Here is a 25,248-nt window from a genome sequence, read left to right as displayed (position 1 = left end):
CAGATGCAGGCTGCCTCACAGACGTCGTCGTGCGGGGGACACTCGCGCTGCGCTCAACGCGAACAGGGGAATAACGATGAACGCCATGCGTCCGGAAAAGACCGAAGCCGCCGAGACCGAGACGGTCGACACCAACCTCGCTGCAGTTACGGAAGTCGAAGCCGGCATCCGCGACTTCGTCCGCAACGACATCGCCTATCTCCGCCGTCCGGCGGCGACGACCACGGATGCGCCCCCGCTCGATCCGAGCGCGGAGGCCACCGTCACCAACGTCAACTCGCTGATCCAGCGCGTCGCCGGCACCTCGCTCGCCGAGATCGAGAATCTGATTTCGGAGCTCGAGAGCCTGCGTGACCTGCTGCATGCCGAGGGCCAGCGCGTCCAGCGCGAGATCTCCGGCTACGCCCAGCTCAGCCAGGCCGCGATGAAGTCGACCCGCATGATCGCCGACAACGTCGCGCAGTGGAAGCGCGCCGCCGACGGCCTGCGCAATAGCTGATCGTACTGAGCATCACCGAACCGCCGCGTTCCGAAAGGAACGCGGCGATTTTGATTCTGGGGGGTCTGTGCCCCGGACGCGGTGCGGCACGCAGTGACGCGCCGCAGAGCCGGGGCCCATGGTCAGGATTCATGCGCGGCGCAATGGGTCCCGGCTCTGCGCCGCAGCGTTACACTCTGCAGCGCGTCCGGGACACGAGAGTGCACATTTGAACCCCCCGCGCCTCCCCGGCGACCAATGCCAAGCGCCCGCTTCTCTTGCGGCCGGGCCGGGGGACATTTCATGGAAAGCATTCGGCCCGACAACAGGGACCCGATCTCGCTGCGGCCCGCGCCCAATCAGCTCGGCACGATCATGCTGCGCTTCGTCGGATTGCTGGTGGTCGCGATCGCGGTGCTGGCGTTCGTCTACAGCCGCTGATGCGGGGCCGTTTTCCGGCCCCGAGAAACTTAACAGATTCCTACCGGCTCGCGTCGACAGCCGAGGCTTCCAGGGTGTAGGCGCCATCGGCATAGCCCTTCACCACCATGCCGGCGACCAACATCACTGCCAGCGTCGCGGTAGCGAAGAGAAATCCGACAAGCTTGAGTGCGCCGCGATCTGCCATGGTCCTCGTCCCCTGTACTCTGCCCAATTCGTTTCAATTAGACAGCGACAGGTTCATAATTAGTTAGCAACTCACTGGTTCCGCCAAACTGCTTCGCGGTAACCATGTTGCGCAGGCTTATGGCAGCCGCCCGGAATCGCGTCCATAGCGCGCGGGCAACACTCGCGCACTCATTTGCCCGTTCATCTTGGAACAGATCTAACCGCTCTTCCGCATCGGCACGAAGGCGCTGGCGGTGATGGAATAGACGTCCTCGCCGCGCTGGTTGGTGCCGGTGGTGCGGGCGGTCAGGATGCCCCAGCCCGGGCGCGAGGCCGAAGTGCGCTTGTCGGTGACGACGTTGACGTAGGCGACGGTGTCGCCGGCGAGCACCGGCCTGATCCAGCGCAGATCGCGAAAGCCTGGCGAAGGTCCCCACACCGCAACCTCCTCACCGCGCGATACGGCCTCGCGCGCCAGGCGCTGGCCGTCGGCGACAAGCAGGCTCATGCAGGCCGAGCCGACATGCCAGCCCGAGGCGGCAAGCCCGCCGAACAGCGAGCTCTTGCCCTCCTCCTCGTCGAGATGAAAACGCTGCGGATCGAACTTCGCGGCGAAATTCTTGATGGCCTCGGCCGTGAACGTATAGGTGCCGATCTCGCGGCGCTGGCCGATCTCGATGTCGTCGAAGAACCGCATCAGACCGCCCCCTCGCGCCGCTTGATCAGGATCGGCGAGGTCATCTCGCCCAGCGGCTCACCCTTGGCGTTGCGCACGGTGCATTTGAACTTGACGATGCCGAGCTCGGGGCGGCTCTTCGAGGGGCGCGCCTCCAACACGTCGACGTCGAGCATGAGATCGTCGCCGGGCCGGAGCGGCGAGAGCCAACGCACCTCGTCGACGCCGGGAGACCCCAGCGACGCGGCGCGGGTAATAAAACCGTCGGCCATCATCCGCATCATCAGCGAGCAGAGGTGCCAGCCCGAGCCGGACAGGCCACGCAGCATGCTCTTGCTGGCAGCCTCCTCGTCCAGATGCATCGGCTGCGGATCGAACTCGGCCGCGAAGGCCAAAATCTCGTCGCGGGTGACGTGGCGCGGGCCGAATGTTCCGAACCGGCCGGGCGGGAAATCTTCGAAGGTCAGGGTCATCTTGGGATTGGCTAGCGGAAATGACAGATTGTGGCCGCACTTTGCGGCAATCTCAACCCGCCGGCCCGCATGGCTCGTGCTACATACGGGGTGGCGGCGTTGGTCTTGAGTCGGATCAACCGAGGGCCAAGATCCATTTACCAAGGCCCGATGCCCTGGGGAGAGCAATGTTTTCATTCAGCGATCTGTTTCAGTGGGACCGCTTCATCACGCCGACGATCATCAAGACCTTCTATTGGCTGGTGATCGCGTTGATCTGCCTGTTCGGCCTCTCCGGCATCTTCTCCGGCCTGGCTGCGATGGCGATCAGTCCCTTTGGCGGCTTCCTGGTGCTGCTGTCGTCGATCGCCAGCGTCGTCGTCGGAATCGTATTCTCGCGCATCGCCGCGGAGCTGATCCTGATCGTCTTCCGCATCAACGAGCATCTCGGCGCCATCCGCGACCAGGGCAGCGGAATGCGGTGAGGCTCTCGTGTCCCGGACGCGGCGCGGCATGAAATGACGCGACGCAGAGCCGGGACCCATGCATCCACAATTCGAAGCTTCTGGGCCCCGGCTCTGCAGCGCACCGCCGAAGAAGCGTTGCGCTGCGTCCGGGGCACGAGATTCAGCCTTACGTATTAAACCGGAAATGCATCACGTCGCCGTCGGCGACGACGTATTCCTTACCTTCGAGGCGCAGCTTGCCGGCATCGCGGGCGCCGGCTTCGCCGCCAAGCGCCACGTAATCCTCGAACGCAATCGTCTCTGCGCGGATAAAACCCTTCTCGAAATCGGTATGGATCACGCCGGCCGCGCCCGGTGCCTTGGTGCCGCGGTAGATGGTCCAGGCGCGTGCTTCCTTCGGGCCCACCGTGAAGTAGGTGATGAGGTCGAGCAGCGTGTAGCCGGCGCGGATCAGGCGATCGAGGCCGGCTTCCTCTAGACCCAGCGTTTCCAGGAAGTCGGCGCGTTCCTCACGCGAAATGGTGGCGATCTCGGATTCGATCTTGGCGGAGATGACGACGGCAACCGCGCCTTCCTTGGCGGCCTGCTCCTGCACCGCCTGGGAGAACGAATTGCCTGTCGCGGCCGAGCCTTCCTCGACGTTGCAGACATAGAGCACGGGCTTGGACGACAGCAGGCCGAGCATGCCGAAGGCGCGCTCCTCCTCCGCCTTGCGCTCGACGAGGCGCGCGGGCTTGCCTTCACGCAGCAGCACCAGGGTGCGGTTGACGAGGTCGAGCTGCTCCTTGGCGTCCTTGTCGTTGCCCTTGGCCTTCTTGGTGAGGTTGTCGACGCGCTTCTCGAGGCTGTCGAGGTCGGCGAGCATCAGCTCGGTCTCGATGGTCTCGATGTCGGCGAGCGGGGCGATCTTGCCCTCGACATGGGTGATGTCGGAATCTTCGAAGCAGCGCACGACATGCGCGATGGCATCGACCTCGCGGATGTTGGCGAGGAACTGGTTGCCGAGGCCTTCACCCTTGGACGCACCGCGCACGAGGCCGGCGATGTCGACAAAGGTCAGCCGGGTCGGGATGATCTGGCCGGACTTGGCGATCGCCGCGAGCTTGTCGAGCCTGGGATCGGGCACCGCGACCTCGCCGACATTCGGCTCGATGGTGCAGAACGGATAGTTCGCCGCCTGCGCCGCGGCCGTCTCGGTCAGCGCATTGAACAAGGTCGACTTGCCGACATTGGGCAATCCGACGATTCCGCATTTAAATCCCACGAGCGTTATTCCTTGCCGTTCTCGTCCTTGGTCAAAAATCCCTTCGCCTGCATGGCGAGATGCACCCTGTTGGCGAAGGTCGCGTCCGTGCCCTTGGCGACCAGGCCTGCGTGCTCGGCCACCGCTTCGCACAGCGCCGTCACCCAGTCGTTGTCGGCCTTGGCGAAGTCCGACAGCACGTGGCCGTGCACCAGTTCCTTGACGCCGGGATGACCGATGCCGAGTCGCACCCGGCGATAGTCGTTGCCGATATGCGCCGAGATCGAGCGCAGGCCGTTATGGCCGGCGATGCCGCCGCCGATCTTCACCCGCACCTTGCCCGGCGGCAGCTCGAGTTCATCGTGAAACACGGTGACGTCGCCCATGGCGATCTTGAAGAAGCTCGCCGCCTCCTGAACGCTGCGGCCGGAATCGTTCATGTACGTCGTGGGCTTGAGCAGGATCACGCGCTCAGTGCCGAGCGTGCCTTCCGAGGTCTCGCCCTGAAAACGACGGCGCCATGGTGCGAAACCATGACGCCGCGCGATCTCGTCGACGGCCATGAAGCCGATATTGTGCCGGTTACGTGCGTATTTCGCGCCGGGATTGCCGAGCCCAACAAAGAGTCGCATGACGCGGCGCGCCCCTCGCTCGGCGCGCGATCAGGGACCGCGCGCCAGCTTTGAGAGATTACTTCTTCTTGTCGCCGCCGGCGGGAGCCTTGGCAGCCGCGGCAGGTGCAGCAGCAGCCGGAGCCGCAGCGCCAGCCGCCGGAGCAGCCGCAGCAGCGCCAGGAGCTGCAGCCGCAGCCGCGGCCTTCTGCTCTTCGGCGTAGCCGGACGGCGGCACGATGGTGACGAGGGTTGCGTCCTCGCGGGTCAGCGCCTTCACGCCGTTCGGCAGCTTGACGTCCGACAGATGCAAGGAGTGACCGATTTCCAGCGAGCCGACATCGGCCTCGATGTACTGCGGAATGCTCTCGACGCCGCATTCGAGCTCGATCGCATGGGCGACGATGTTGACGGTGCCGCCGCGCTTCACGCCCGGGGAGGCTTCCGACTTCACCACGTGCAAGGGCACGCTGATGCGGATGGTGGCGCCTTCGCCGAGCCGCATGAAGTCGACATGGATCGGGAAGTCCTTGACCGGATCGAGGTGGTAGTCACGCGGAATCACGCGGTGCTTCTTGCCCTCGAGATCGATGTCGACCAGCGTGGTCAGGAACCGGCCGGCGAGGATGCGCTGGCGCAGTTCGCGATCTTCGATCGAGATCGTGACGGGGGGCTGGTTGTTGCCATAGATCACTCCGGGCACTCGCCCGGCGCGACGCTCAGCCCGGGCGGCCCCCTTGCCGCTCTTCGGACGTGCGGTCGCCTTCAATTCCTTGACGGTCGTCGCCATGTCGTTAAGTCCTTGTTTTTGCAAAAGTTAATGGGCCGCAGCGCGGCCCATGGCATCGTTCGCAGCAAGCCTCCAGGGGTGCGGGGGCCACGAACTGGCGGGCTTTTACCCGGAAGATGCGGAAATGACAAGGAAATGCGAGGATTTTTTGTGCGGCCGGTATCCCGGGGAACACCGTCATCGCCGGGCTCGTCCCGGCCATCCACGTGTTGCCGGGCACCAGGTTAGACGTGGATGCCCGGGACAAGCCCGGGCATGACGACCTCAGCCCGGCGCCCCGCCGAGCTTGGCCTCCACCGCCGCGAGGCGCGCCTTCAGCGCCTCGTTCTCCTCGCGGGCCAGGCGGGCCATGTCCTTGACCGCCTCGAACTCCTCGCGCTTGACCAGATCCATGTCGCGCAGGAATTTTTCGGCCTGGGTGCGCAGCACCGTGTCGAACTCGCGCTTGACGCCCTGGGCGGCACCGGCGGCATCGTTCATCAGGCGGCCGATCTCGTCGAAAAACCGGTTGTTGGTCTGGGTCATTTCGGTCTCCTGGCGGCCTCTACTTTGCGCGAACTCTCGAAAAGACAATGGCAATCCGAGCGGAACGGTTCAAGGCCCGATCGGAGGTATCCTTGTCATGCCCCGGTTTCCTTGCAATCGTATTCATCGTCCCTGCATAAGAAGAATCAAGGCGCATGAGATGATCGACCAGCAGATCGCGATCCCCACCAGGGACGGCCACACCGCAACCTTCATCAGCCATCCCGAACGTGGCGGGCCGTTTCCGGTCATCCTGTTCTACATGGACGCGCCGGCGATCCGCGAAGAGCTGCGCGACATGGCGCGCCGGCTCGCTACCTCGGGCTATTACGTGATGCTGCCGAACCTCTATTATCGCTCCGGCGTGATGGAGCTCGGCGCGCTTCCGGCCGACCCGAACGCGCCGGAGCGCAAGCGCATGTTCCAGCTGATGGGGTCGCTCACCATCCCCATGATCATGGACGACACCCGGGCGCTGCTCACCTATGCCGAGGGCCAGGCGGCCGCGAACACCAAGCTGGTCGGCACCGTTGGCTACTGCATGAGCGGCCGCTACGCCATCAACGCCGCCACGCATTTTCCTGACAGCGTCAAGGCAGCCGCCTCGGTCTACGGCGTGCAGCTGGCAACGGATCAGACCGACAGCCCGCACCTGGCTGCGGCTAAGACCAAGGCCGAGCTCTATTTCGCCTGCGCCGAGACCGATGTCTACGCGCCGCCGGAGATTATCGAGAAAGTCAAAGAAGGCATGAACGGCGCCAAAGCCGAGGTCGAGATCTATCCCGGCACGCATCACGGCTTCGCCTTCCCCAAGCGCCCGGTCTATGACCGCGACGCCGCCGAGCGGCATTGGGAGCGCCTCTTGGCGCTCTATCGCCGCAATCTCGTCCAGATATAGAAGGCGAGATGCAGCTTCTTCTCATCGACTTCCCCGCCTTCAAGCCGATTGCGCTCGAGATCGGCCCGTTCGCGATCCGCTGGTATGCGCTGGCCTATATCTGCGGCATCGTGTTCGGCTGGCTCTATGCGCGCTCGCTGCTGAAGAAGGAGCGCCTGTGGGGCGGCCCCGCGCCGATGTCGCTGCTGCAGATTGACGACTTCATCCTCTGGGTCACGCTCGGCATCATTCTCGGCGGCCGCACCGGCTACGTGCTGTTCTACAATCTGCCTTTCTTCATCGATCATCCTGCCGCGATCTTCCGGTTGTGGGAGGGCGGCATGTCCTTCCATGGCGGCTTCCTCGGCTGCGTCGTTGCGGTGATGTGGTTCGCCTTTCGCAATGGCGTCTCGATCCTGTCGCTCGGTGACATCACCACCGCGGTCGCCCCGGTCGGGCTGCTGCTCGGGCGCATCGCCAACTTCATCAACGGCGAATTGTGGGGCCGCGCCACCGATGCGAGCCTGCCCTGGGCGATGATCTTCCCCAACGATCCGACGCAGCTGCCGCGTCATCCGAGCCAGCTCTACGAGGCCGGCATGGAAGGTATCCTGCTGTTCACCGTGCTCGCGGTGATGATCCGGCTCGGCGCGCTGAAGCGGCCGGGCATGATCCTCGGCGCCTTCATCCTGATCTACGGTCTGACCCGGATCGCCGGCGAGCACTTCCGCGAACCGGACGCCCAGCTCGGTTTCCTCTGGGGCGGATTAACCATGGGCATGCTGCTGTCGCTTCCGATGCTTATCGTGGGCGGCATACTTATTGTATTGGCAGTCCGGCGCGGTGCGCCGAAGCCCGCAGGGGCCGTTCGTTAATTCATTTCGAGAAGATAGCCGTGACCGAACAGCCGCTACTCAACGAGATCAAGGCGCTGATCAAATCCTCAGGTCCCATGCCGGTCTGGCGGTACATGGAACTGTGCCTGATCCATCCGCGCCATGGCTATTACGTTTCGCGCGATCCGCTCGGGCGTGAGGGCGACTTCACAACCTCACCCGAAGTCAGCCAGATGTTCGGCGAGCTCCTGGGGTTGTGGACCGCCTCGGTGTGGAAGCAGATGGGCTCGCCGCAGTTCCTGCGGCTGATCGAGCTCGGCCCCGGCCGCGGCACCATGATGGCGGACGCGTTGCGCGCCCTTCGCGTGCTGCCGCCGCTCTACCAGGCGCTTCACATCCACATGGTCGAGGTCAATCCCGTCTTGCGCGAGCGGCAGAATGCGACGCTGTCGGGCGTGCGCAACATCGCCTGGCACGACAGCATCGACGACGTGCCTGAGGGACCGAGCATCATCCTCGCCAACGAATATTTCGACGTGCTGCCGGTCCACCAGATGGTCCGCCACGAGTACGGCTGGCACGAGCGCGTCATCGAGATCGATCCCAACGGCAAGCTTCAATTCGGCGCAGCGCCCGAGCCGACGCCGCGCTTCGACGTGCTCCTGCCGCCGCTCGTGCGCGCCGCACCCGTCGGCGCCGTGTTCGAATGGCGCCCCGACGGCGAGATCATGAAGCTCGCCACGCGCGTCCGCGACCAGGACGGCGCGGCGCTGATCATCGACTATGGCCATTTGCGCAGCGATGCCGGCGACACGTTCCAGGCGATTGCGCGCCACACCTTCGCCGATCCCTTGAAGGCGCCGGGCCAGGCCGACGTCACCGCTCATGTCGACTTCCAGGCGCTGGCGCGCGCGGCCGAAGATGTCGGCGCGCGCGTGCACGGGCCGGTGACGCAAGGCGACTTCCTCAAGCGGATCGGCATCGACACAAGGGCCGCCGCCTTGATGCAGAAGGCAACGCCGGAGGTCGCCACCGACATTTCGATCGCCCTCAAGCGGCTGACGGATACCGGGCGCAGCGGCATGGGCTCGATGTTCAAGGTGCTCGGCATCTCCGAGCCGCGGTTGACAGGCATTGCCGGCCTCAGCGATCTCGAACAGGCCGGAGAAGCCTCATGACGCTCGCTTCGTCGCTGCTGTCGGCTGTGCCCGGCCTGCGCCACTCGTTCTTCACCCGCGAAGGCGGCGTCTCCAGCGGCATCTACTCCGCGCTGAACGGCGGCCTCGGCTCCAATGACGATCAGGCCCTTGTCGCGGAGAACCGCCGCCGCATGGCCGAGCATGTCGGCGTTGCGCCGGAACGCTTCCTCAGCCTGCACCAGATCCATTCGCCCGACGTGCTCGTCGCAGAAGCGCCGTGGCCGAACGGGCCGCGGCCGAAGGGCGATGCGCTGGTGACGAACACGCCCGGCATCGCGCTCGGCGTCTCCACAGCCGATTGCGGGCCGGTGCTGTTCGTCGATCCCAACGCGCGCGTGATCGGTGGCGCACATGCGGGATGGAAGGGCGCGCTGACGGGCGTGCTGGAGGCGACGATTCTAGCGATGGAAAAACTCGGCGCGACGCGCAGCGGCATCATCGCCGCGATCGGGCCCTTGATCCGACAGGACAGCTACGAGGTCGGCAACGAGTTCGTGGCGCGCTTCATCGAGGCCGATGCCGACAACGCGATGTTCTTCATCCCGTCGGTGCGCGAGGGACACGCGATGTTCGACCTCGCCGGCTTCATCCGCAAGCGGCTGGAGGCCGCCGGCATCCTGATGATCGACGATCTCGGCGTCGACACCTACGCCGACGAGCGCTTCTTCAGCTATCGCCGCTCGGTGCATCGCAAGGAGCCGGATTACGGCCGCCACGTCCACGCGATCGCGCTGGAAGCGTGAACACAAGGGCAACACTGTGTGTCATTCCGGGCCTCGCGAAGCGAGAACCCGGAATCCATCGTGCAGCAATTCACGCGGCGAAATGGATTCCGGGCTCGCGCCAAGTGGCGCGCCCCGGAATGACCGTGTGTTGTGTCGCTCCCGCCCTAGACCTTAATCGATTTTAACGATATCGCTGCCCTCCATAATGAGGGACGCGTCATTCATCCTGGGCCGTGCGGGTTCGCGCGTGCTGGCGGTCATGCTGCTCGCGGCAGCGACCGCGCTTGGCGGCTGCGCCGGCGGCGGTGGGGCCGCCAACTCCTATGCGATGGCGCCGAGCGCCGGCTCCGGGGCAACGGTCGCCTTCGAATCGATCGACGGGCCGCCGCCGCAGGTGTTCGACCGCATGGTCGGCGTGATCGACAGCGAATCCAAGCTGCGCAGCCTGTCCGTCGTCTCCCGCGAAGGGACCGCCGCCTACCGCGTGCGCAGCTATCTCTCCGCTCAGGTGGTGCGCGGCAAGACGGTGATCGCCTGGGTCTGGGACGTCTACGACGCCAACCAGCAGCGGGCGCTGCGCCTCTCCGGCGAGGAACCGACCTCGGCCAAAGGCGGCCGCGATCCGTGGGGAGCAGCTGACGACCTCGTGCTGCGGAAGATCGCCCAGGCCGGATTCAGCGGACTTTCCAACATGATCAACGGAACGCCGGATGCCCCGGGCACGGCTCCTGGCTTGCGGGGCCCGGCGGTGGCGAGCGTGATCCCGCAGGGCCCAGTGGCGGAGATGCCGGCCACGGCACTCGGCTACGCCGACCGATAACCCCCGCTAAACCACGGCCTCAAGTTGCGGCCAAGCCGTTGGCCCGACTCAGGATTTCGAAGGGAAAACGTAGCATCCCGGGTTGCCATTGCAGCCTCCGGCCTGATATTTCCTCGCCCGTCGTAACCGTGCTTCCAGTGGGATCTGAGATGTTGAACGTCGTATCCAGCAAAGCGCGGGAGGAAGCGTCTATGTCGGCCAAAAACGGCTCCATCAAGCTCGTCGCCGGCAACTCCAATCCGGCCCTCGCGCAGGCGATCGCGCAGGGCCTGGACCTGCCGCTGACCAAGGCGGTGGTGCGGCGCTTCGCCGACATGGAGATCTTCGTCGAGATCCAGGAGAACGTGCGCGGCTCGGATGCCTTCATCATCCAGTCGACCTCGTTCCCGGCGAACGACCATCTGATGGAATTGCTGATCATCACCGACGCGCTGCGCCGCTCCTCGGCGCGCCGCATCACGGCGGTGCTGCCCTATTTCGGCTACGCCCGGCAGGACCGTAAGTCGGGCTCGCGCACGCCGATCTCGGCCAAGCTGGTCGCCAACCTGATCACGCAGGCCGGTGTCGACCGCGTCATGACGCTCGATCTGCACGCCGGCCAGATCCAGGGCTTCTTCGACATTCCGACCGACAACCTCTACGCCGCGCCACTGATGGTGCGCGACATCAAGGAGAGGTTCGACCTCTCCAAGACCATGGTGATCTCGCCCGACGTCGGCGGCGTGGCCCGCGCGCGCGGCCTCGCCAAGCGCATCAACACTCCGCTCGCGATCGTCGACAAGCGCCGCGAACGGGCGGGCGAATCCGAGGTCATGAACGTGATCGGCGACGTCGCCGGCTACACCTGTATCCTGATCGACGACATCGTGGACTCCGGCGGCACGCTGGTGAACGCGGCCGACGCGCTGATCGCCAAGGGTGCCAAGGACGTCTACGCCTACATCACCCACGGCGTGCTCTCCGGCGGCGCGGCCGCCCGCATCGCGGGCTCGCGGCTGAAGGAGCTCGTGATCACCGACTCGATCCTGCCGACGGACGCGGTGACCAAGGCGCCGAACATCCGCACGCTGCCGATCGCCAGCCTGATCTCCGACGCGATCGCGCGCACGGCGGCGGAAGAGTCGGTGTCGAGCCTGTTCGACTGACACCGTCATTCCGGGGCGGCACGAGAGCGCCGAACCCGGAATCCATCTTGCAGCAATCCGTGTCGATCAATGGATTCCGGGCTCGCGCTTCGCGCGCCCCGGAATGACCATGCCTACCCCACGATCCCCGCCGCGACCTGGCCGCGCAGGCGCTCCAGACCGAGCAACGTCTCCGCACAAGCGGCCGCGACCTCGACGCCCTTGATCGCAAAATGCTTGCGGAAGAAGTCGTAGTGCACCTCGGTCTCGTGGAATTGCTGCGGCGTCAGCACCGCGGAGAACACCGGCACTTCGGTGCGCAGCTGCACGTCCATCAACGCCTTGATCACGGTGTCGGCGACGAATTCGTGGCGATAGATGCCACCATCGACGACCAGGCCGGCCGCGACGATGGCGGTATAGCGCCGCGTCTTGGCGAGGACCTGCGCGTGCAGCGGGATCTCGAACGAGCCAGGTACCTCGAACACGTCGACATGGGTGAGATGGCGCGCCTCGGCCTCCTTGATGAAGGCGATACGCGCCTCCTCGACCACGTCGCGGTGCCAGCAGGCCTGCACGAAGGCCACCCGCTGCGGCTTGGCAAAGCGCGGGTGGTCGGGCGCCGGGTCATGCGGAACCGGCGGTTGGGCGGCTTCAGAAGTTTCGGTTTTGGGGTCTTGCAGCATCTGATTCATGGCTTTCCTTCTCAAGGACCAGAATCAGGGCACACGGAACGACAAACAGCCGCATCTTGCGATGCGTCTGCCTCCGACCGTTCTCTTTCATCCGGACTTTAACCGTCGGCTTCGGAGTTGCACCGAATCTGCTGACCCTTCCCCTCGGCAAGAAGACCTTAGGCAAGGCGCTCGCGGGCTTAGGCCTTTCGGCCCTTACCGCCGGTGGGGACTTTCACCCCGCCCTGAGAACATCGGCCGTCCGGGATGAACGGCCTGGCTGGAAATATGACGCCAGCCGGCGGCCGCAGCAAGCGTGTTCCGCATGGGGAAGGCGCATGGTCCCATGCCGTCATGGCGGCCCGGCCCTCGCGCGGCGGAATTAACGAATGGCGCCCTCCCCCGCGAATCCGATTCCGGTTTGTTCTCATCCATCCGGATCGAGGACTTCCCTCCGTTAAGAATTGTGGCGGAGATGAGCTGTGGACGAACGAGTCCTGACTTGTGGACGGACTCGGGACCCCGTTGCGCAGATTCCGCAAATCACATCACTTGATCCGCGACAGGCCCGCGCTGATCCGAGGGATCGCACCAGCGACGTTGAGGGAGCGTGCCGGGCCGACCGCGTGCGTATCAAGGACAACAAGAAGGCAAGAGGTCGAGACGGCATGTCCCTGCTCGAAAGCACTATCGATTCCAAAAGCCATCCGCTCGCGGTGGTCGAGGATATCGCTGCCAGCAACAACTGGCCGTTCGAACGCTCCGGCGAGGACGAACTCACCATTGTCTCCAAGGGACAATGGACCGACTACCAGCTCTCCTTCACCTGGATGGGCGAGATCGAGGCGCTGCATCTGGCCTGCGCGTTCGACATGAAGATTCCGGTTGCGCGCCGCGGCGAGGTGCAGCGGCTCGTCGCCGCTGTGAACGAGCAGTTGTGGGTCGGTCATTTCGATTTGTGGACCAACACCGGCATGGTCATGCACCGCCAGGCCCTGGTGCTGCCCGGCGGCCTGACCGCCTCGACCGCGCAATGCGAGGCCATGCTCGCCGGCGCCATCCACGCCTGCGAGCGCTATTTCCCGGCGTTCCAGTTCGTGGTGTGGGCGGGCAAGACCACGACCGAAGCGATGGACGCGGCGATGTTCGACACGGTGGGAGAGGCGTAAGTCTCGCCCAGCGCTCCGCCGTCGTCCCGGACAAGCGAAGCGCCGATCCGGGACCCACCGCGTGATGCCCCTTGTGGCACGCGGCTTGTTGCTCTGCTCTCGATCCACTAGAATCGCCGGTGGTTATGGTCCCTGCGTTCGCAGGGACGACACCGTTTGCAAGGTGATCGCAGTGGCAGATAGCAGTACCCTCCAAAACATCACCGGCACCATCCTCCTCGCCGGCGCCGGCAAGATGGGCGGCGCGATGCTGACCGGATGGCTGTCGGGCGGACTCGACCCGCGCCGTGTCGCGGTGGTCGATCCGCACATCTCGCCCGAGATCACCGCGCTTGCCGCCAAGGGCGTCGCGCTCAATCCTGATGTGACAACGGTCGGCACGGTCGAGACGCTGGTCGTCGCGGTGAAACCGCAGATGTTCCGCGAGGCCGGCGCGAAGCTGAAATCGTTCGTCTCGGACAAGACCTCGGTGGTCTCGATCATGGCGGGAACCACGATCGCATCGCTTGCCGAGGTCTGCGGCGGCGCCGTGGTGCGCGCGATGCCGAACACGCCGGCCGCGATCGGCCGCGGCATCACCGTTGCGGTCGCCGCGAAGAACGTCAGCGCCGCGCAGCGCGCAGTGGCCGATGCGCTGCTGCGCGCCACCGGCTCAGTCGAATGGGTCGATGACGAGAGCCTGATGGACGCGGTGACCGCCGTCTCCGGCTCCGGCCCGGCATATGTGTTTCTGCTCGCCGAGGAGCTCGCCCGCGCCGGCGTCGAGGCCGGATTGCCCGAGCCGCTCGCGACCAGGCTGGCGCGCGAGACCGTGGCCGGCTCCGGCGAACTGCTGCACCAGTCGGAGCTGCCATCGAGCACGTTGCGTCAGAACGTCACCTCGCCCGGCGGCACCACGGCCGCCGCGCTCGGTGTGCTGATGGCCGAGCCGGGTCTGCGCGATCTCATGATCCGCGCGATCGCGGCGGCGACAAAGCGGTCGAAGGAATTGGCGAACTAGGACTGTGCCGTAGGGTGGGCAAAGCGGAGCGTGCCCACGATCTGTATCCATCGCGGAGAAAATGGTGGGCACGACGCCTCGCGCCTTTGCCCACCCTACGGCGTCGTGCCCGCGGCTAACCGCCTGTTGAACATCTCGACATTGACGAGCCCGCGCGCGTGGCGGCCCTCGCCGAGCTTGCGCGTGCCCTCGGACGCCTCGACCTCGAAGCGGATGACGCGGCGTTCGACGGCGACGACCTTCGCGGTGGTCCGCACCGTCGCGCCGACGAGCGCGGCTGCGAGATGGCGGATGTCGACCTCGGTGCCGACAGTGACCCAGCCGGGCTGAAGCGCAGCGCGGATCGCATCGCCCGCGGTCATCTCCATTTCCAGGATCATCATCGGCGTCGCGTAGACAAACGGCATGCCCGGCACGAAATGCCCGACCGTGCGCTCCGCCGGGACCACCAGCGTGCGCTCGGCATTCATGCCGACCTTGATGAAATCGCGTGCGTCCATGGTGCCTCAAACTCCGCTGTCGTCCCGGGCAAGCGAGCGCTGATCCGGGACCCATAACCACAGGATCGAGTTTGGCGAAGATTCGGAGTTACCAGCTGGCCAGATAACCGCTCCCTGTGGTTATGGGCCCCGGATCTGCGCTGACGCTTGTCCGGGACGACAGCGGTGAATGCCGAACCGCCAGTGGCTATTTCTTCGCCGCCGCCGCGCGCTCCACGAAGGTCTTGCCGCCCTTCATCTTGTGACGGAGCGGGGCTTCGTTGATCTGGATGACGACGGCATCGGCATCGACGCCGAGATTCTTCACCAACGCCTGGGTGATGTCGCGCATCATGCCGGCCTTCTGCTCGTCGGTGCGGCCTTCGGCCATGCTGACAGTGATCTCAGGCATTGTTTTCTCCCTGTTGCTGTCGTCATGGCCGGGCTTGTCCCGGCCATTCACGTGCTTATCCATCAAACAAGACGTCGATGCCCGGGACAAGCCCGGGCATGACGGCCTGGCGGAATAGCTATCCCCACTTTACGTCATGACGGGCCAGGACCTCACGCACCTTGGCGACGAGATCGGCTTCGCTGCACGAGAATTGCGCCGGTCGGCTCTCGCGCCATTCCTGGTTGGAGGCGATCGCCGCGGCCGCCTTCGCGCCTTCGATCAGATCCTTGATCTGCAGCTCGCCGCGCGCCTTTTCATCCGAGCCCTGGATGATCACGCACGGTGAATTGCGGCGGTCGGCATATTTGAGCTGGTTGCCCATGTTCTTGGGATTGCCGAGATAGAGCTCGGCGCGGATGCCGGCGGCGCGCAAGCTAGCCACCATCTTCTGATAGTCGGCGACGCGGTCGCGGTCGAACACGGTGACGACGACGGGACCGAACTCCGGCTTGGTGTCGAGCTTGCCGAGCAGCGTCAGCGCGGCCTGGAGCCGCGAGACGCCGATCGAGAAGCCGGTCGCCGGCACGGGCTCGCCGCGGAAGCGCGAGACCAGGCCATCGTAACGCCCGCCCCCGCCGACCGAGCCGAAGCGCACCGGGCGGCCCTTCTCGTCCTTGGTCTCGAGCAGCAGTTCGACCTCGTAGACGGGGCCGGTGTAGTATTCGAGGCCGCGCACGACGGAGGGATCGATCTTGATGCGGTCCGCACCGTAACCCGACGCCGTGACCAGCTTGGCAATCTCGTCCAGCTCGCTCACGCCGGCCTGACCGATCTCGCTCTTGGCGAGGTAGGTTTCGGCCGCGGCAATGGCCTCTTTCCAATCCTCGCGCGGCTTGGTGATGGCGAGCACGACATCAGCTTCAGCGGCGCTCAGATTGGCGCCCTTGGTGAAGTCGCCCTTGCCTTCCTCGCCGCCGTCCCATCGTCCGGGACCGAGCAGCTTGCGCACCTCGTCGGCGGAAAACTTGTCGAGCTTGTCGATCGCGCGCAGCACGGTCAGCCTGCGGCCTGCGTTCTCGTCGCCACCGAGCCCGATGGCTTCCAGCACCCCGTCGAGCACCTTGCGGTTGTTGACCTTCACGACATAGGAGCCGCGCGCGATGCCGAGCGCCTCCATCGTGTCCGCGGCCATCATGCAGATCTCGGCATCCGCCGCCGGCGTTGCCGAGCCGACCGTGTCGGCGTCGAACTGCATGAACTGCCGAAATCGGCCCGGGCCGGGCTTTTCGTTGCGGAAGACGTAACCGACGCGGTAGCTGCGGTAGGGCAAGACCAGAGCGTCGGTGCCGTAGCGCTCGCCGACGTAGCGGGCGAGCGGCGCCGTCAAATCGTAGCGCAGGCTGATCCACTGCTCGTCGTCGTCCTGGAACGAGAACACGCCCTCGTTCGGACGGTCCTGGTCGGGCAGGAACTTGCCGAGCGCATCGGTGTATTCCATCGCCGGCGTTTCCACCGGCTCGAAGCCGTAGAGCTCGTAGACGGCGCGGATCTTCTCGACCATCTCGCGCGTCGCCCGGATCGCTGAGGGATCGCGATCCTCGAGCCCGCGCGGCAGGCGCGCCTTCAGTTTCTGGGGTTTTTTGGGTTTCTCGGCCATGCGCGGCATTTACCAGCCGGGGCGCGAAGCGGCAACCGGTGCTTAGGGGACGCCGTCATTCCGGGGCGATGCGCAAGCATCGAACCCGGAATCTCGAGATTCCGGGTCTGGTCCTTCGGACCATCCCGGAATGACTGCCAACCTTTACGGCTTCTCCATCCGCGCTCTCAGGGCATCCGCGTCTGCCTTCGGCAGCGACTTCAGCGTCGGCTTGATGGTTTCGCCGCCGAGGATCTTGCCGTTGCGCATGAACATCCAGTCCGAAATGTCAGCCTCGGTGAACTTGACCTCGTCGCCGGCCCGCTTGCCTGGCAGGTCACGCGGTTCGTTGGCGAGGAGACCAGAATAGGTCCCGTCAGGCCGCTTCTTCACCTCGCCGATCCAGATGTGCTCACCGCCCTTGCGGGTCGAGAAGCGCACCTTCAGGGCGTGCCCAGCCTCCGACGGCTTCGGCGTGTCATAGGAGGCCCAGAAAGTTGGAAGCGAGCCACGGGCGCGCGCGATCGCGGCATTCATCTCGGGATCGCTGGTGCGCACATCGACGATCGGCGAGCGATCTTGCGCGACCACCTCATGCATCGGGCCGATGGTCAGGATGCCGAAAACGGAAACGCCGGCGATTGCGGCGAGAACGACCCATTTCATGGGTTGGGAGAGTTTCGTTGCCATGGTTGCGAAGTCCTGATGTCCAGATGTGTCCAGACTTTGTCGCATGTCGGCAACGGCACGTTCAGTGCACGAAAAACCACAAACGATGCGCGTTTCCCCTCTCCTCACGAGAGGGGAAACGCGCATCGCCGTATCTCAAAACACCTTGCGGATCCAGTTGTGGGGATCGTTGGTGCGGCCGTACTGGATGTCGACGAGCTGCTTGCGCAGGCCCATGGCGACGGGGCCGGCGGCGCCGCCGCTAATTTCGAAATCGCCGCTCACCGAGCGTACCTTGCCGATCGGCGAGATCACGGCCGCGGTGCCACAGGCAAACGCTTCCTTGAGCTTGCCGCTGGCCGCATCCTTGCGCCACTGGTCGAGCGAATACGGCTCCTCGCGCACGGTCTTGCCGGCATCCTTGGCGAGCGCGATGATGGAATCGCGGGTGATGCCGGGCAGGATGGTGCCGAGCGGCGGCGTCGAGAGCGAACCGTCATCGAACACGAAGAACACGTTCATGCCGCCGAGCTCCTCGATGTAGCGGCGCTCGACCGCGTCGAGGAAGACGACCTGATCGCAGCCATGCTGGATCGCTTCGGCCTGGGCGCGCAGGCTCGCGGCATAGTTGCCGCCGCATTTGACGGCACCGGTGCCGCCGACGGCCGCGCGCGTGTAATTCTCCGAGACCCAGATCGACACCGGCGCAGGCCCGCCCTTGAAGTAGGAGCCGACCGGCGAAGCGATGACGGCGAAGATATATTCGGACGACGGCTTGACGCCGAGGAAGGTCTCGCTCGCGATCATGAAGGGCCGCAGGTAGAGGCTGCCCTCGCCGCCCGGCATCCAGGCGCGGTCGATACGCACGACCTGCTCGACCGCCTCGATGAAGACGTCCTCGGGCAGCTGCGCCATCGCCATGCGGTCGGCGGAATCCTTGAAGCGCCGCGCATTGGCGTCGGGACGGAACAGGTTCACGCCGCCATCGTCGCGCTTGTAGGCCTTGAGGCCCTCGAAGATTTCCTGGGCGTAGTGCAGCACCGCGCCGGCCGGATCCATCTGGAAATTGGCGCGTGCCTCGATCTTCGCCTCGTACCAGCCGCCCTTGGCCTGGTTGTAGCGCACGATCGCCATGTGATCGGTGAAGACTCGTCCGAAGCCGGGGTCCACCAGCTTGGCCACGCGGTCCTTCTCGGACGTCGGATTGGATGCGGGCTGGATGTCGAATTTCATGCTCATGTCCTTGCCTCCCGCTTGCCGGTGGCGGCGCCGTTCTGGCGCCGGCCTGCCCTTTTCGGGCCCGGCTGGCTTGATTGGTTTTAGGCCGGACCGCCGCCAGCCTTGTTACGGCCGGTTTCCGTGGCCAGCATATCGCCGAGGACATGCTTTTGCGGAAGGCGGAAGTCCAGTATGTTTTGCCGAAACGCCGCTCGACAATCGCACGGTAGATCTATCCGGCCGTCGTCGCCTGTCCGGCTCTCTCCAGCCGCCCTGCTTCGATGCCACCCGCGCGAAACGATCTAAAATTTCGTGCTGGTCAATCGTTTTGTAACATTGAACCCAAGATACGTCAATATGCCTGACATAAATTTCGCGACTTCCTCTCACGACGCCGCCGAGCCCAAGCCGGCCGCAGACGACGGAGGCAATTTGCGCTGGGATATCATCGAGCTACTGTTCTTCGCCTATCGCGACTTCGTCGGCGATCCCGACCAGGAGCTGGAGGCTTTCGGCTTCGGCCGCGCCCACCACCGGGTCATGCACTTCGTCTACCGCTATCCCGGCCTCAAGGTCGCCGATCTGCTCGACGTCCTGCGCATCACCAAGCAATCGCTCGGCCGCGTGCTCAAGCAACTGCTGGACGAGGGCTACATCGTACAGAAGACCGGCGACAATGACCGCCGCCAGCGCCTGCTCTACGCGACGCCGAAGGGCGAGGCGCTGGTGCAGAAGCTCGCCGGTCTGCAGACCACGCGGATCACCAAGGCGCTCGCCGAAATGGGTCCGCAGGATGCGGAAACCGTCAAGCGCTTCTTGCGCGCGATGATCGATCGCGACGATCCGGACAAGGTGCTCGAGACGATCTTCGCTTCCGTCAACCACGACGCCAAGGAGTGACCGTGACGCTCGCTGCCACTCTCGCCCGCCCGCCGGCGCGCCCGGCCGATGACGCGCCGCATCTGCTGCTCGTCGACGACGACCGCCGCATCCGCGATCTGCTCTCGCGCTTCCTCGCCGCCGAGGGCTACCGCGTCACCACCGCCGCGAGCGCCGGCGATGCACGCTCGAAACTGCTGGGCCTGCATTTCGACCTCTTGATCCTCGACGTGATGATGCCCGGCGAGACCGGCTTCGATCTCGCCCGCTTCATCCGGACATCCTCCTCCGTGCCGATCGTGATGTTGACGGCACGACACGAGGCGGAAGCGCGCATCGAGGGCCTGCAGATCGGCGCCGACGACTACGTGGCGAAACCGTTCGAGCCGCGCGAGCTGGCGCTGCGCATCAACAACATCCTCAAGCGCGCCGCGCCGCCGCCGCAGGCCACGGCGGTGGAGAAGATCGCGTTCGGTCCCTACGTCTATCATCTCGATCGCGGTGAACTGCGCCAGGGCGAGGAGGTCATCCACCTCACCGACCGCGAGCGCGAGATGCTGCGCATCCTCTCGGAGACGCCGGGCGAGACCGTGCCGCGCAGTGCGCTGACCGGCAACGGCAGCGTCAACGAGCGCGCCGTCGACGTGCAGATCAACCGCCTCAGGCGCAAGATCGAGACCGACCCCGCCAATCCGCTGTTCCTCCAGGCGGTGCGCGGCATCGGCTACCGGCTGGTAGCCTCGCCATAAATCAGTGAAGCGCGACCGATGAGCACGATCGATACCGGCCTGACGCTGCTCCGAAGCGCCGCCGGCCGCGTCTCCGCCGTCAACGGCTGGATGGGCAACGCGTTCAAGGGGTGGATGCCGACCGGCCTCTACGCCCGCGCGCTGCTCATCATGATCGTGCCGATGGTGGTGCTGCAATCGGTCGTCGCCTTCGTGTTCATGGAGCGGCACTGGAATACGGTGACGCGCCGACTGTCGGCCGCCGTGGTGCAGGACATCGCCGCGCTGATCGACGTCTACAAGGGGTATCCGCAAGACCGGGATCGCGAGCAGATCCGCCGCATCGCCCAGCAGCGCCTCGGCCTCGTCGTCGATTTCCTGCCCGCCGGCGACATGCCGCCGCCGGGACCAAAGCCGTTCTTCTCGCTGCTCGACCAGACGCTGTCGGTGCAGCTCGGCCGCCAGATCGGGCGCTCGTTCTGGATTGACACGGTCGGCCGCTCCAATCTCGTCGAGATCCGCATCCAGCTCGACGATGCCGTGATGCGCGTGTTCGCGCAGCGCAGCGCCGCCTATGCCTCCAACTCGGAGATATTCCTGTTCTGGATGGTCGGCACGTCCTCGATTTTGCTGATCGTGGCCGTGCTGTTCCTGCGCAACCAGATCAAGCCGATCCTGCGTCTTGCCGACGCCGCCGAAAGCTTCGGCAAGGGCCGCGAAGCGCCGAACTTCCGCCCCAGGGGCGCGCGCGAGGTGCGGCGCGCGGCGGTCGCCTTCCTCGAGATGAAGTCGCGCATCGAGCGCACCATGGAGCAGCGCACCGCGATGCTCGCCGGCGTCAGCCACGATCTGCGCACCATCCTGACCCGCTTCAAGCTGGAGCTGGCGCTGATCGGCGACAGCCCCGAGCTCGAGGGCATGCGCAAGGACGTCGACGAAATGTCGATGATGCTGGAGGATTACCTCGCCTTCGCCCGCGGCGATTCCGGCGAGCAGTCGCAGCCGACCGACATGGCGCAGGCGCTCGAGGAGCTGCGCGGCGACGCCGAGCGCCACGGTCACACCGCGACCGTCGCCTTCCACGGCCTGCCCGTCGTGACGGTGAAGCCGGCCTCGTTCAAACGCTGCCTCGCCAATCTCGTCACCAACGCGGCGCGCTACGGCAAGGCCATCGCCATCACCGGCCAGCGCGATCACCGTTATTTGACCGTGACGATCGACGACGACGGCCCCGGCATTCCCGCGCATTTGCGCGAAGAAGTGTTCAAGCCGTTCCTGCGGCTCGACAACGCCCGCAACCAGGATGAAGGCGGCACGGGCCTTGGCCTTGCCATCGCCCGCGACATCGCCCGCTCGCATGGCGGCGACATCACCCTCGGCGACAGTCCGATGGGGGGATTGAGGGCCAGCGTGCGGATACCGGTGTAGCTGCAGCCTCACCTCTCCCCGTAAGAACGGGGCGAGGGAGCGCACCGGTTTCGGGGCAACGCTTACCTACTTCGGCAGCAGCGCCTTCAGCTTATCCATGTCGCGCACGTTCATCTTGAAGCCGCCGGGCATCACGATGTCGCCGGGCTTCTGGTCCGGTTTGCAGGCCCCAAGCCATTTGGCTTGCAGCGTCATGGTGGTATCGCGTCCCGCAGCGCCGGCGACACCGCCTTGTGCGTGCGAGGAGGTCTTCACCGTATAGGCCGAGTTGAAATCGCCCGTGATCTCGGCATGCGAGGTCGTGCTGACGCCGGCGACGCTGCACTCGGAATCGCTGACATAGCCGGTCGCGGTCTTCTTGATCTCCTGCTTGGCGCAGATCTGCTTGGCCATCGGGGAGACGTTGTTGCTCATCTCCTTGTCGACGGTCTCGTCGGTGCAGTGCTGCATGGTCATCTCGGGCACGGGCGAGCCGCTCGTGACCAGCTTCATCTCCCAAAGACCAGCCTTGCGCACCGGCAGGTCGTCGGCAAAGGCACCGCCTGCCGAAACCACGAGGCAAAGGGCCGAGCCGAGCAAAGCGAGTTTGCGCGTCATGTGAAAAGGCTCCCGGCTGAGAGAGTGCGGCGTTACGACAGCGCCTCAGTAGAGCGTGCGGATCGGCTGGTCGGCGGCGCCATAAGGCACCCAGCGGCAGGAGAACGAGATGTAACCGCCCTCATAGGCCTGCACCGCCAGGAATTTCACGACCTTGCCGTAGCGCGCGCAGTGGTCGACCGCGGCCTGCCGGGCGTCGACCTGGGTGGCCATCGAATAGGCGATGATGCCGCCGGTGTCGTTGCCCTTGAACGGCGGCACATAATCGGCGCGCGCCGACTGGCTCGCCATCAGACCCGAGACAACCAGGCTGGCGAGAAGACCCGCGGCCGCAATGATTCGCATTCCCGTCACTCCAATTGGCTGGTCGCCAGTTTACGGTGCCGGAAGGAAAGTGGAAAGAACCCAAGCCCTGCCAACCACGAAGTTGTGGTCAACTCCTGGCGAAGTGTTGCCGCGCTGCACTTGACCTCCCCCGGCCTTCGCGGCACCGTCCAACCTTCGCAAGACTTTAGCTGTCCGGATTGACCATGCGCGCCCCCCTCCTGAAATTGCTCCGCTATGCCGCTGTGCTCGGCCTCATGTTCGGAGCGATGTCGCTCGGTGAGGCCAGGGCCGCCAATCCGCTGGAGCTGAACTTCTGGCTGAGCGGACCGCGCTATGACGGCGCCGTCGCCGATTGCGACAGGGCGCTGCCGACCATCGCCACCCAGTTCTGGGAAAAGGAAAGCACGTTCTGGAATTCCTCGTTGAGGATCACCGGCTTCTCCGCCGTTCGCGAGACCGCATTCCGGCCCTGGCAGTCCGACAACATTCCGCGCCGCTATTGCACCGGCGAGGCCATGCTCAATGACGGCAAGGTGCGCAAGGTGCACTTCTCGATCATCGAGGATGGCGGCTTCGCCGGCTATGGCAACGGCGTCGAATGGTGCGTGGTCGGGCTCGACCGCAACTGGGCCTACAATCCGGCCTGCCGCGCCGCCAAGCCCTGATCAGGAAGCCCTGATTAGGAAGCCCTGATTGGTCGCTCGAGGCGCCGAACGGCGGCCGCCCGAATTTTGTTCTTGAAATGTTCCCATCGCCTGCTAGGCTTCCTCGCACAGTCTAGTTGAGGGGCGTCGCTATGTTTCATTCCAGATTGCATTTGTTTTCCCGTCTCGTGATCTCCCTGACCCTTGCCGCCGGACTGGCCTTGCTCGCCGGCAGCGCAAGCGCCCAGGACAAGCGGCAGAACGCGCCCGGCGAATTCGACTTCTATGTGCTGTCGCTATCGTGGTCGCCCTCGTTCTGCGAGGAGGCGGCCGAGCGTGGCGGCCGCTCGCAGATCCAGTGCAGCGGTCGGCCCTACGCCTTCGTGGTGCATGGGCTGTGGCCGCAATATGAGAACGGCTTCCCCGAATATTGCCAGCGGCCCGCACCGCGGCTGAACCGCAGCATCGTCTCCTCGATGCTCGATTTGATGCCGGCGCCGGGCCTGATCTTTAACGAATGGGATAAGCACGGCACCTGCTCGGGCCTCGAGGGCCGCAGTTATTTCGAGACGATCCGCAAGGCGCGCGCTGCGATCAAGATCCCGACCGAATATCTCGATTTGCCGCAGGCCAAGTCCGTGGCGCCGGCGGAGGTCGAGGAAGCCTTCATCAAGGCCAATCCGGGACTGAGCAATGCCGCCGTCTCGGTCACCTGCAACCGGACGCGGCTGTCCGAGGTCCGTATCTGCCTCAGCAAGGACCTGCAATTCCGCGCTTGCGACGAGATCGAACGCCGCACCTGCCGCCGCGACCAGGTCACCATGCCGCCGATCAGGGGTGGATAGGCCGACTTCTCAGACCGTCATTCCGGGGCCGCGAAGCGCGAAGAATCCATTGTCCCGCATAGCCGGTGGCGAAATGGATTCCGGGCTCGGTGCTGCGCACCGCCCCGGAGAATGACGGCAGTTACTTTCATCGCGCGATGTCGTAACTCTCCGCCATGAATTACAGTCACGCCTTCCACGCCGGCAACTTCGCCGATGTCATCAAGCACATCGTGCTGGCGCGCATCATCACCTATCTGCAGGACAAGCCGGGGGCGTTCCGCGTCATCGACACCCATGCCGGCGCCGGCCTCTACGATCTCGACAGCGACGAGGCGCGCCGGGGCGGCGAATGGCTGACCGGCATCGCGCGGCTGATGCAGGCACGCCTGTCGAACGAGACCCTGGCGCTGGTACAACCCTATCTCGATATCGTCCGCGCCTTCAATCCGAAGGGTGAGCTCAAAGCCTATCCGGGCTCGCCGTTGATTGCGCGCGGCCTGCTCCGGCCGCAAGACCGACTCGTCGCCTGCGAGCTCGAGCCGAAGGCGCGGAAAGCGCTGATCGCCGTGCTGCGCCGCGACGAACAGGCGCGCGTGGTCGACCTCGACGGCTGGGTGGCGCTGCCGGCCTTCGTGCCGCCGAAGGAGCGGCGCGGCCTCGTGCTGATCGATCCACCCTTCGAGGCCAAGGACGAGTTCGAGCGGCTGGGCGAAACCTTCTCCACCGCCTTCGCGAAATGGCCGACCGGCATCTATGTCATTTGGTATCCCGCCAAGAACCGGCGCGCCACCGACACACTGGTCCAAACGGTGGCGCGGCTCGCAGCTGCAGCAAAGCCGCCGGGAAATTGTCTGCGCCTCGAGTTCAGCGTCGCGCCTCAGCTCGATGGCGGGGCTCTCGCCTCCACCGGGCTCCTGATCGTCAATCCGCCCTACACGCTGCAGGGCGAGCTCAAGACGATCCTGCCCGAGCTGGAAATGCCGCTCGGCCAAGGTGGTGCTGCCAGATTCCGATTGGAGGTGCCCAAGCCCTAGAGCCAAGAAGCCGTAACACTCCGGCATTCTTGGGAAAAATATGCAGGAGCGGTAGTCAATCTGCAGAGAACCGTATTATGCTGTTTCCGTGACTGGCTTTACGTTCCGCTTCC

At 65.1% G+C, this 25,248-nt stretch carries 32 protein-coding genes and 1 riboswitch; of the genes, 17 read left to right on the top strand and 15 right to left on the bottom strand.

Annotated elements, in window-relative coordinates; all coding sequences use genetic code 11:
• The first annotated feature begins 76 nt into the window (after positions 1-76).
• Complete coding sequence (locus tag XH81_RS24155) at positions 77-499, top strand: hypothetical protein (protein ID WP_028140177.1); 423 nt, start codon at positions 77-79, stop codon at positions 497-499.
• A 282-nt stretch (positions 500-781) separates the two neighbouring features.
• A complete protein-coding gene (locus XH81_RS24150; RefSeq protein ID WP_162832260.1) occupies positions 782-919 on the top strand; it encodes a hypothetical protein in 138 nt (45 codons plus the stop codon).
• A 40-nt stretch (positions 920-959) separates the two neighbouring features.
• Here the strand turns inward: XH81_RS24150 and XH81_RS24145 are convergent, their stop codons facing one another.
• The 3 genes from XH81_RS24145 to XH81_RS24135 form a co-directional block, all read right to left on the bottom strand.
• Positions 960-1,106, bottom strand: a complete 147-nt coding sequence (locus XH81_RS24145; RefSeq protein ID WP_028140176.1) for a hypothetical protein — start codon at positions 1,104-1,106, stop codon at positions 960-962.
• A gap of 198 nt (positions 1,107-1,304) precedes the next feature.
• A complete protein-coding gene (locus tag XH81_RS24140; protein ID WP_028140175.1) occupies positions 1,305-1,784 on the bottom strand; it encodes a MaoC family dehydratase in 480 nt (159 codons plus the stop codon).
• The gene (locus tag XH81_RS24135; protein WP_028140174.1) at positions 1,784-2,236 is read right to left on the bottom strand and encodes a MaoC family dehydratase; all 453 of its coding nucleotides are present in this window, start codon (positions 2,234-2,236) and stop codon (positions 1,784-1,786) included. The genes XH81_RS24140 and XH81_RS24135 overlap by 1 nt, the downstream gene beginning before the upstream one ends.
• 167 nt (positions 2,237-2,403) lie before the next feature.
• On the opposite strand from XH81_RS24135, the gene XH81_RS24130 reads away from it, so the two are divergent.
• Positions 2,404-2,700: a DUF4282 domain-containing protein gene (locus tag XH81_RS24130; protein WP_018318325.1), complete on the top strand. Its 297-nt coding sequence runs from the start codon at positions 2,404-2,406 to the stop codon at positions 2,698-2,700.
• Positions 2,701-2,848: 148 nt separating this feature from the next.
• Here the strand turns inward: XH81_RS24130 and ychF are convergent, their stop codons facing one another.
• The 4 genes from ychF to XH81_RS24110 form a co-directional block, all read right to left on the bottom strand.
• Positions 2,849-3,946: a redox-regulated ATPase YchF gene (gene ychF, locus XH81_RS24125; protein ID WP_028140173.1), complete on the bottom strand. Its 1,098-nt coding sequence runs from the start codon at positions 3,944-3,946 to the stop codon at positions 2,849-2,851.
• A 5-nt stretch (positions 3,947-3,951) separates the two neighbouring features.
• A complete protein-coding gene (pth, locus tag XH81_RS24120; protein ID WP_028140172.1) occupies positions 3,952-4,557 on the bottom strand; it encodes an aminoacyl-tRNA hydrolase in 606 nt (201 codons plus the stop codon).
• Positions 4,558-4,615: 58 nt separating this feature from the next.
• Positions 4,616-5,326 (bottom strand): 50S ribosomal protein L25/general stress protein Ctc, encoded by a 711-nt coding sequence (locus XH81_RS24115; RefSeq protein ID WP_028140171.1) that lies wholly within the window; start codon positions 5,324-5,326, stop codon positions 4,616-4,618.
• 264 nt (positions 5,327-5,590) lie between these two features.
• The gene (locus XH81_RS24110) at positions 5,591-5,851 is read right to left on the bottom strand and encodes an accessory factor UbiK family protein (RefSeq protein WP_028140170.1); all 261 of its coding nucleotides are present in this window, start codon (positions 5,849-5,851) and stop codon (positions 5,591-5,593) included.
• 160 nt (positions 5,852-6,011) lie between these two features.
• On the opposite strand from XH81_RS24110, the gene XH81_RS24105 reads away from it, so the two are divergent.
• The 6 genes from XH81_RS24105 to XH81_RS24080 all read left to right on the top strand — a co-directional run bounded on the left by XH81_RS24105 (position 6,012) and on the right by XH81_RS24080 (position 11,453).
• Positions 6,012-6,749, top strand: a complete 738-nt coding sequence (locus XH81_RS24105) for a dienelactone hydrolase family protein (protein ID WP_028140169.1) — start codon at positions 6,012-6,014, stop codon at positions 6,747-6,749.
• Positions 6,750-6,757: 8 nt separating this feature from the next.
• Positions 6,758-7,603 carry a prolipoprotein diacylglyceryl transferase gene (lgt, locus tag XH81_RS24100; protein WP_271596388.1) on the top strand — a complete coding sequence of 282 codons (846 nt, stop codon included), beginning with the start codon at positions 6,758-6,760 and terminating at the stop codon, positions 7,601-7,603.
• 20 nt (positions 7,604-7,623) lie between these two features.
• A complete protein-coding gene (locus tag XH81_RS24095) occupies positions 7,624-8,742 on the top strand; it encodes a class I SAM-dependent methyltransferase (protein WP_028140167.1) in 1,119 nt (372 codons plus the stop codon).
• Positions 8,739-9,506 (top strand): peptidoglycan editing factor PgeF, encoded by a 768-nt coding sequence (gene pgeF / locus XH81_RS24090; protein WP_028140166.1) that lies wholly within the window; start codon positions 8,739-8,741, stop codon positions 9,504-9,506. Before XH81_RS24095 ends, pgeF begins: the two co-directional genes overlap by 4 nt.
• 187 nt (positions 9,507-9,693) lie before the next feature.
• Positions 9,694-10,308, top strand: coding sequence for a hypothetical protein (locus XH81_RS24085; RefSeq protein ID WP_028140165.1), 615 nt, complete (start codon positions 9,694-9,696; stop codon positions 10,306-10,308).
• A 191-nt stretch (positions 10,309-10,499) separates the two neighbouring features.
• Entirely contained in the window at positions 10,500-11,453 is a 954-nt protein-coding gene (locus tag XH81_RS24080) for a ribose-phosphate pyrophosphokinase (RefSeq protein WP_026202002.1), read from the top strand.
• Between the two features lie 113 nt (positions 11,454-11,566).
• On the opposite strand, the gene XH81_RS24075 is transcribed toward XH81_RS24080, so the two are convergent.
• Positions 11,567-12,127, bottom strand: a complete 561-nt coding sequence (locus XH81_RS24075; RefSeq protein WP_038947465.1) for a 6,7-dimethyl-8-ribityllumazine synthase — start codon at positions 12,125-12,127, stop codon at positions 11,567-11,569.
• Between the two features lie 75 nt (positions 12,128-12,202).
• Positions 12,203-12,363: riboswitch (FMN riboswitch) on the bottom strand.
• Positions 12,364-12,774: 411 nt separating this feature from the next.
• On the opposite strand from XH81_RS24075, the gene XH81_RS24070 reads away from it, so the two are divergent.
• Together XH81_RS24070 and proC are read left to right on the top strand one after the other, a co-directional pair.
• Complete coding sequence (locus tag XH81_RS24070; RefSeq protein ID WP_028140163.1) at positions 12,775-13,275, top strand: YbjN domain-containing protein; 501 nt, start codon at positions 12,775-12,777, stop codon at positions 13,273-13,275.
• Between the two features lie 163 nt (positions 13,276-13,438).
• Positions 13,439-14,275: a pyrroline-5-carboxylate reductase gene (gene proC, locus XH81_RS24065; protein ID WP_028140162.1), complete on the top strand. Its 837-nt coding sequence runs from the start codon at positions 13,439-13,441 to the stop codon at positions 14,273-14,275.
• Between the two features lie 95 nt (positions 14,276-14,370).
• On the opposite strand, the gene XH81_RS24060 is transcribed toward proC, so the two are convergent.
• The 5 genes from XH81_RS24060 to XH81_RS24040 all read right to left on the bottom strand — a co-directional run bounded on the left by XH81_RS24060 (position 14,371) and on the right by XH81_RS24040 (position 18,692).
• Positions 14,371-14,775, bottom strand: a complete 405-nt coding sequence (locus XH81_RS24060; protein ID WP_028140161.1) for a thioesterase family protein — start codon at positions 14,773-14,775, stop codon at positions 14,371-14,373.
• Positions 14,776-14,962: 187 nt separating this feature from the next.
• The gene (locus XH81_RS24055; protein WP_109866587.1) at positions 14,963-15,229 is read right to left on the bottom strand and encodes a tautomerase family protein; all 267 of its coding nucleotides are present in this window, start codon (positions 15,227-15,229) and stop codon (positions 14,963-14,965) included.
• 55 nt (positions 15,230-15,284) lie between these two features.
• Positions 15,285-16,805, bottom strand: a complete 1,521-nt coding sequence (hisS, locus tag XH81_RS24050; RefSeq protein ID WP_028140160.1) for a histidine--tRNA ligase — start codon at positions 16,803-16,805, stop codon at positions 15,285-15,287.
• 144 nt (positions 16,806-16,949) lie between these two features.
• On the bottom strand, positions 16,950-17,474 hold the full coding sequence (locus XH81_RS24045; RefSeq protein ID WP_271596387.1) for a YegJ family protein: 525 nt from the start codon (positions 17,472-17,474) through the stop codon (positions 16,950-16,952).
• Between the two features lie 135 nt (positions 17,475-17,609).
• Positions 17,610-18,692, bottom strand: coding sequence for a branched-chain amino acid aminotransferase (locus XH81_RS24040; protein WP_028140158.1), 1,083 nt, complete (start codon positions 18,690-18,692; stop codon positions 17,610-17,612).
• A gap of 336 nt (positions 18,693-19,028) precedes the next feature.
• Between XH81_RS24040 and XH81_RS24035 the strand changes: the two genes are divergently transcribed.
• Genes XH81_RS24035 through XH81_RS24025 form a run of 3 tightly spaced genes read left to right on the top strand, consistent with a single transcriptional unit; the run spans position 19,029 to position 21,706 of the window.
• Positions 19,029-19,571: a MarR family winged helix-turn-helix transcriptional regulator gene (locus XH81_RS24035; RefSeq protein ID WP_028140157.1), complete on the top strand. Its 543-nt coding sequence runs from the start codon at positions 19,029-19,031 to the stop codon at positions 19,569-19,571.
• Complete coding sequence (locus XH81_RS24030) at positions 19,568-20,299, top strand: response regulator (protein WP_028140156.1); 732 nt, start codon at positions 19,568-19,570, stop codon at positions 20,297-20,299. Before XH81_RS24035 ends, XH81_RS24030 begins: the two co-directional genes overlap by 4 nt.
• An 18-nt stretch (positions 20,300-20,317) precedes the next feature.
• Positions 20,318-21,706 carry an ATP-binding protein gene (locus XH81_RS24025; protein WP_028140155.1) on the top strand — a complete coding sequence of 463 codons (1,389 nt, stop codon included), beginning with the start codon at positions 20,318-20,320 and terminating at the stop codon, positions 21,704-21,706.
• A gap of 66 nt (positions 21,707-21,772) precedes the next feature.
• Here XH81_RS24025 and XH81_RS24020 read toward each other — a convergent pair whose 3' ends face one another.
• Together XH81_RS24020 and XH81_RS24015 are read right to left on the bottom strand one after the other, a co-directional pair.
• On the bottom strand, positions 21,773-22,303 hold the full coding sequence (locus tag XH81_RS24020; protein WP_028140154.1) for a DUF3617 domain-containing protein: 531 nt from the start codon (positions 22,301-22,303) through the stop codon (positions 21,773-21,775).
• Positions 22,304-22,348: 45 nt separating this feature from the next.
• The gene (locus XH81_RS24015; protein WP_028140153.1) at positions 22,349-22,648 is read right to left on the bottom strand and encodes a hypothetical protein; all 300 of its coding nucleotides are present in this window, start codon (positions 22,646-22,648) and stop codon (positions 22,349-22,351) included.
• A 185-nt stretch (positions 22,649-22,833) separates the two neighbouring features.
• Here XH81_RS24015 and XH81_RS24010 point away from each other — a divergent pair, with 185 nt between their 5' ends.
• The 3 genes from XH81_RS24010 to XH81_RS24000 all read left to right on the top strand — a co-directional run bounded on the left by XH81_RS24010 (position 22,834) and on the right by XH81_RS24000 (position 25,135).
• A complete protein-coding gene (locus tag XH81_RS24010; RefSeq protein ID WP_028140152.1) occupies positions 22,834-23,295 on the top strand; it encodes a hypothetical protein in 462 nt (153 codons plus the stop codon).
• 131 nt (positions 23,296-23,426) lie between these two features.
• Positions 23,427-24,119 (top strand): ribonuclease T2 family protein, encoded by a 693-nt coding sequence (locus XH81_RS24005; RefSeq protein WP_028140151.1) that lies wholly within the window; start codon positions 23,427-23,429, stop codon positions 24,117-24,119.
• A gap of 155 nt (positions 24,120-24,274) precedes the next feature.
• The gene (locus tag XH81_RS24000) at positions 24,275-25,135 is read left to right on the top strand and encodes a 23S rRNA (adenine(2030)-N(6))-methyltransferase RlmJ (RefSeq protein ID WP_028140150.1); all 861 of its coding nucleotides are present in this window, start codon (positions 24,275-24,277) and stop codon (positions 25,133-25,135) included.
• The last annotated feature ends 113 nt before the right edge of the window (positions 25,136-25,248 follow it).

Origin of the sequence: Bradyrhizobium sp. CCBAU 25360, from assembly GCF_028128695.1 — a bacterium.
GTDB classification, from domain to species: Bacteria; Pseudomonadota; Alphaproteobacteria; order Rhizobiales; family Xanthobacteraceae; genus Bradyrhizobium; species Bradyrhizobium ottawaense.
The sequence above is the reverse complement of the archived record's forward strand: the minus strand, read 5'-3'. Positions and strand labels throughout refer to the sequence as shown.

Bases quoted from the DNA above. Each gene is read 5' to 3' on its own strand.
- XH81_RS24025 (WP_028140155.1), top strand. From the start codon at position 20,318: ATGAGCACGATCGATACCGGCCTGACGCTGCTCCGAAGCGCCGCCGGC.
- XH81_RS24155 (WP_028140177.1), top strand. From the start codon at position 77: ATGAACGCCATGCGTCCGGAAAAGACCGAAGCCGCCGAGACCGAGACG.
- hisS (WP_028140160.1), bottom strand. From the start codon at position 16,805: ATGGCCGAGAAACCCAAAAAACCCCAGAAACTGAAGGCGCGCCTGCCG.
- XH81_RS24110 (WP_028140170.1), bottom strand. From the start codon at position 5,851: ATGACCCAGACCAACAACCGGTTTTTCGACGAGATCGGCCGCCTGATG.
- XH81_RS24115 (WP_028140171.1), bottom strand. From the start codon at position 5,326: ATGGCGACGACCGTCAAGGAATTGAAGGCGACCGCACGTCCGAAGAGC.
- XH81_RS24140 (WP_028140175.1), bottom strand. From the start codon at position 1,784: ATGCGGTTCTTCGACGACATCGAGATCGGCCAGCGCCGCGAGATCGGC.
- lgt (WP_271596388.1), top strand. From the start codon at position 6,758: ATGCAGCTTCTTCTCATCGACTTCCCCGCCTTCAAGCCGATTGCGCTC.
- XH81_RS24070 (WP_028140163.1), top strand. From the start codon at position 12,775: ATGTCCCTGCTCGAAAGCACTATCGATTCCAAAAGCCATCCGCTCGCG.
- XH81_RS24020 (WP_028140154.1), bottom strand. From the start codon at position 22,303: ATGACGCGCAAACTCGCTTTGCTCGGCTCGGCCCTTTGCCTCGTGGTT.
- XH81_RS24055 (WP_109866587.1), bottom strand. From the start codon at position 15,229: ATGGATAAGCACGTGAATGGCCGGGACAAGCCCGGCCATGACGACAGC.
- XH81_RS24045 (WP_271596387.1), bottom strand. From the start codon at position 17,474: ATGGCAACGAAACTCTCCCAACCCATGAAATGGGTCGTTCTCGCCGCA.
- XH81_RS24105 (WP_028140169.1), top strand. From the start codon at position 6,012: ATGATCGACCAGCAGATCGCGATCCCCACCAGGGACGGCCACACCGCA.
- XH81_RS24035 (WP_028140157.1), top strand. From the start codon at position 19,029: ATGCCTGACATAAATTTCGCGACTTCCTCTCACGACGCCGCCGAGCCC.
- pgeF (WP_028140166.1), top strand. From the start codon at position 8,739: ATGACGCTCGCTTCGTCGCTGCTGTCGGCTGTGCCCGGCCTGCGCCAC.
- pth (WP_028140172.1), bottom strand. From the start codon at position 4,557: ATGCGACTCTTTGTTGGGCTCGGCAATCCCGGCGCGAAATACGCACGT.
- XH81_RS24085 (WP_028140165.1), top strand. From the start codon at position 9,694: ATGAGGGACGCGTCATTCATCCTGGGCCGTGCGGGTTCGCGCGTGCTG.
- XH81_RS24015 (WP_028140153.1), bottom strand. From the start codon at position 22,648: ATGCGAATCATTGCGGCCGCGGGTCTTCTCGCCAGCCTGGTTGTCTCG.
- XH81_RS24150 (WP_162832260.1), top strand. From the start codon at position 782: ATGGAAAGCATTCGGCCCGACAACAGGGACCCGATCTCGCTGCGGCCC.
- XH81_RS24040 (WP_028140158.1), bottom strand. From the start codon at position 18,692: ATGAGCATGAAATTCGACATCCAGCCCGCATCCAATCCGACGTCCGAG.
- XH81_RS24060 (WP_028140161.1), bottom strand. From the start codon at position 14,775: ATGGACGCACGCGATTTCATCAAGGTCGGCATGAATGCCGAGCGCACG.
- XH81_RS24000 (WP_028140150.1), top strand. From the start codon at position 24,275: ATGAATTACAGTCACGCCTTCCACGCCGGCAACTTCGCCGATGTCATC.
- XH81_RS24145 (WP_028140176.1), bottom strand. From the start codon at position 1,106: ATGGCAGATCGCGGCGCACTCAAGCTTGTCGGATTTCTCTTCGCTACC.
- XH81_RS24075 (WP_038947465.1), bottom strand. From the start codon at position 12,127: ATGAATCAGATGCTGCAAGACCCCAAAACCGAAACTTCTGAAGCCGCC.
- XH81_RS24130 (WP_018318325.1), top strand. From the start codon at position 2,404: ATGTTTTCATTCAGCGATCTGTTTCAGTGGGACCGCTTCATCACGCCG.
- XH81_RS24080 (WP_026202002.1), top strand. From the start codon at position 10,500: ATGTCGGCCAAAAACGGCTCCATCAAGCTCGTCGCCGGCAACTCCAAT.
- XH81_RS24005 (WP_028140151.1), top strand. From the start codon at position 23,427: ATGTTTCATTCCAGATTGCATTTGTTTTCCCGTCTCGTGATCTCCCTG.
- XH81_RS24135 (WP_028140174.1), bottom strand. From the start codon at position 2,236: ATGACCCTGACCTTCGAAGATTTCCCGCCCGGCCGGTTCGGAACATTC.
- XH81_RS24010 (WP_028140152.1), top strand. From the start codon at position 22,834: ATGCGCGCCCCCCTCCTGAAATTGCTCCGCTATGCCGCTGTGCTCGGC.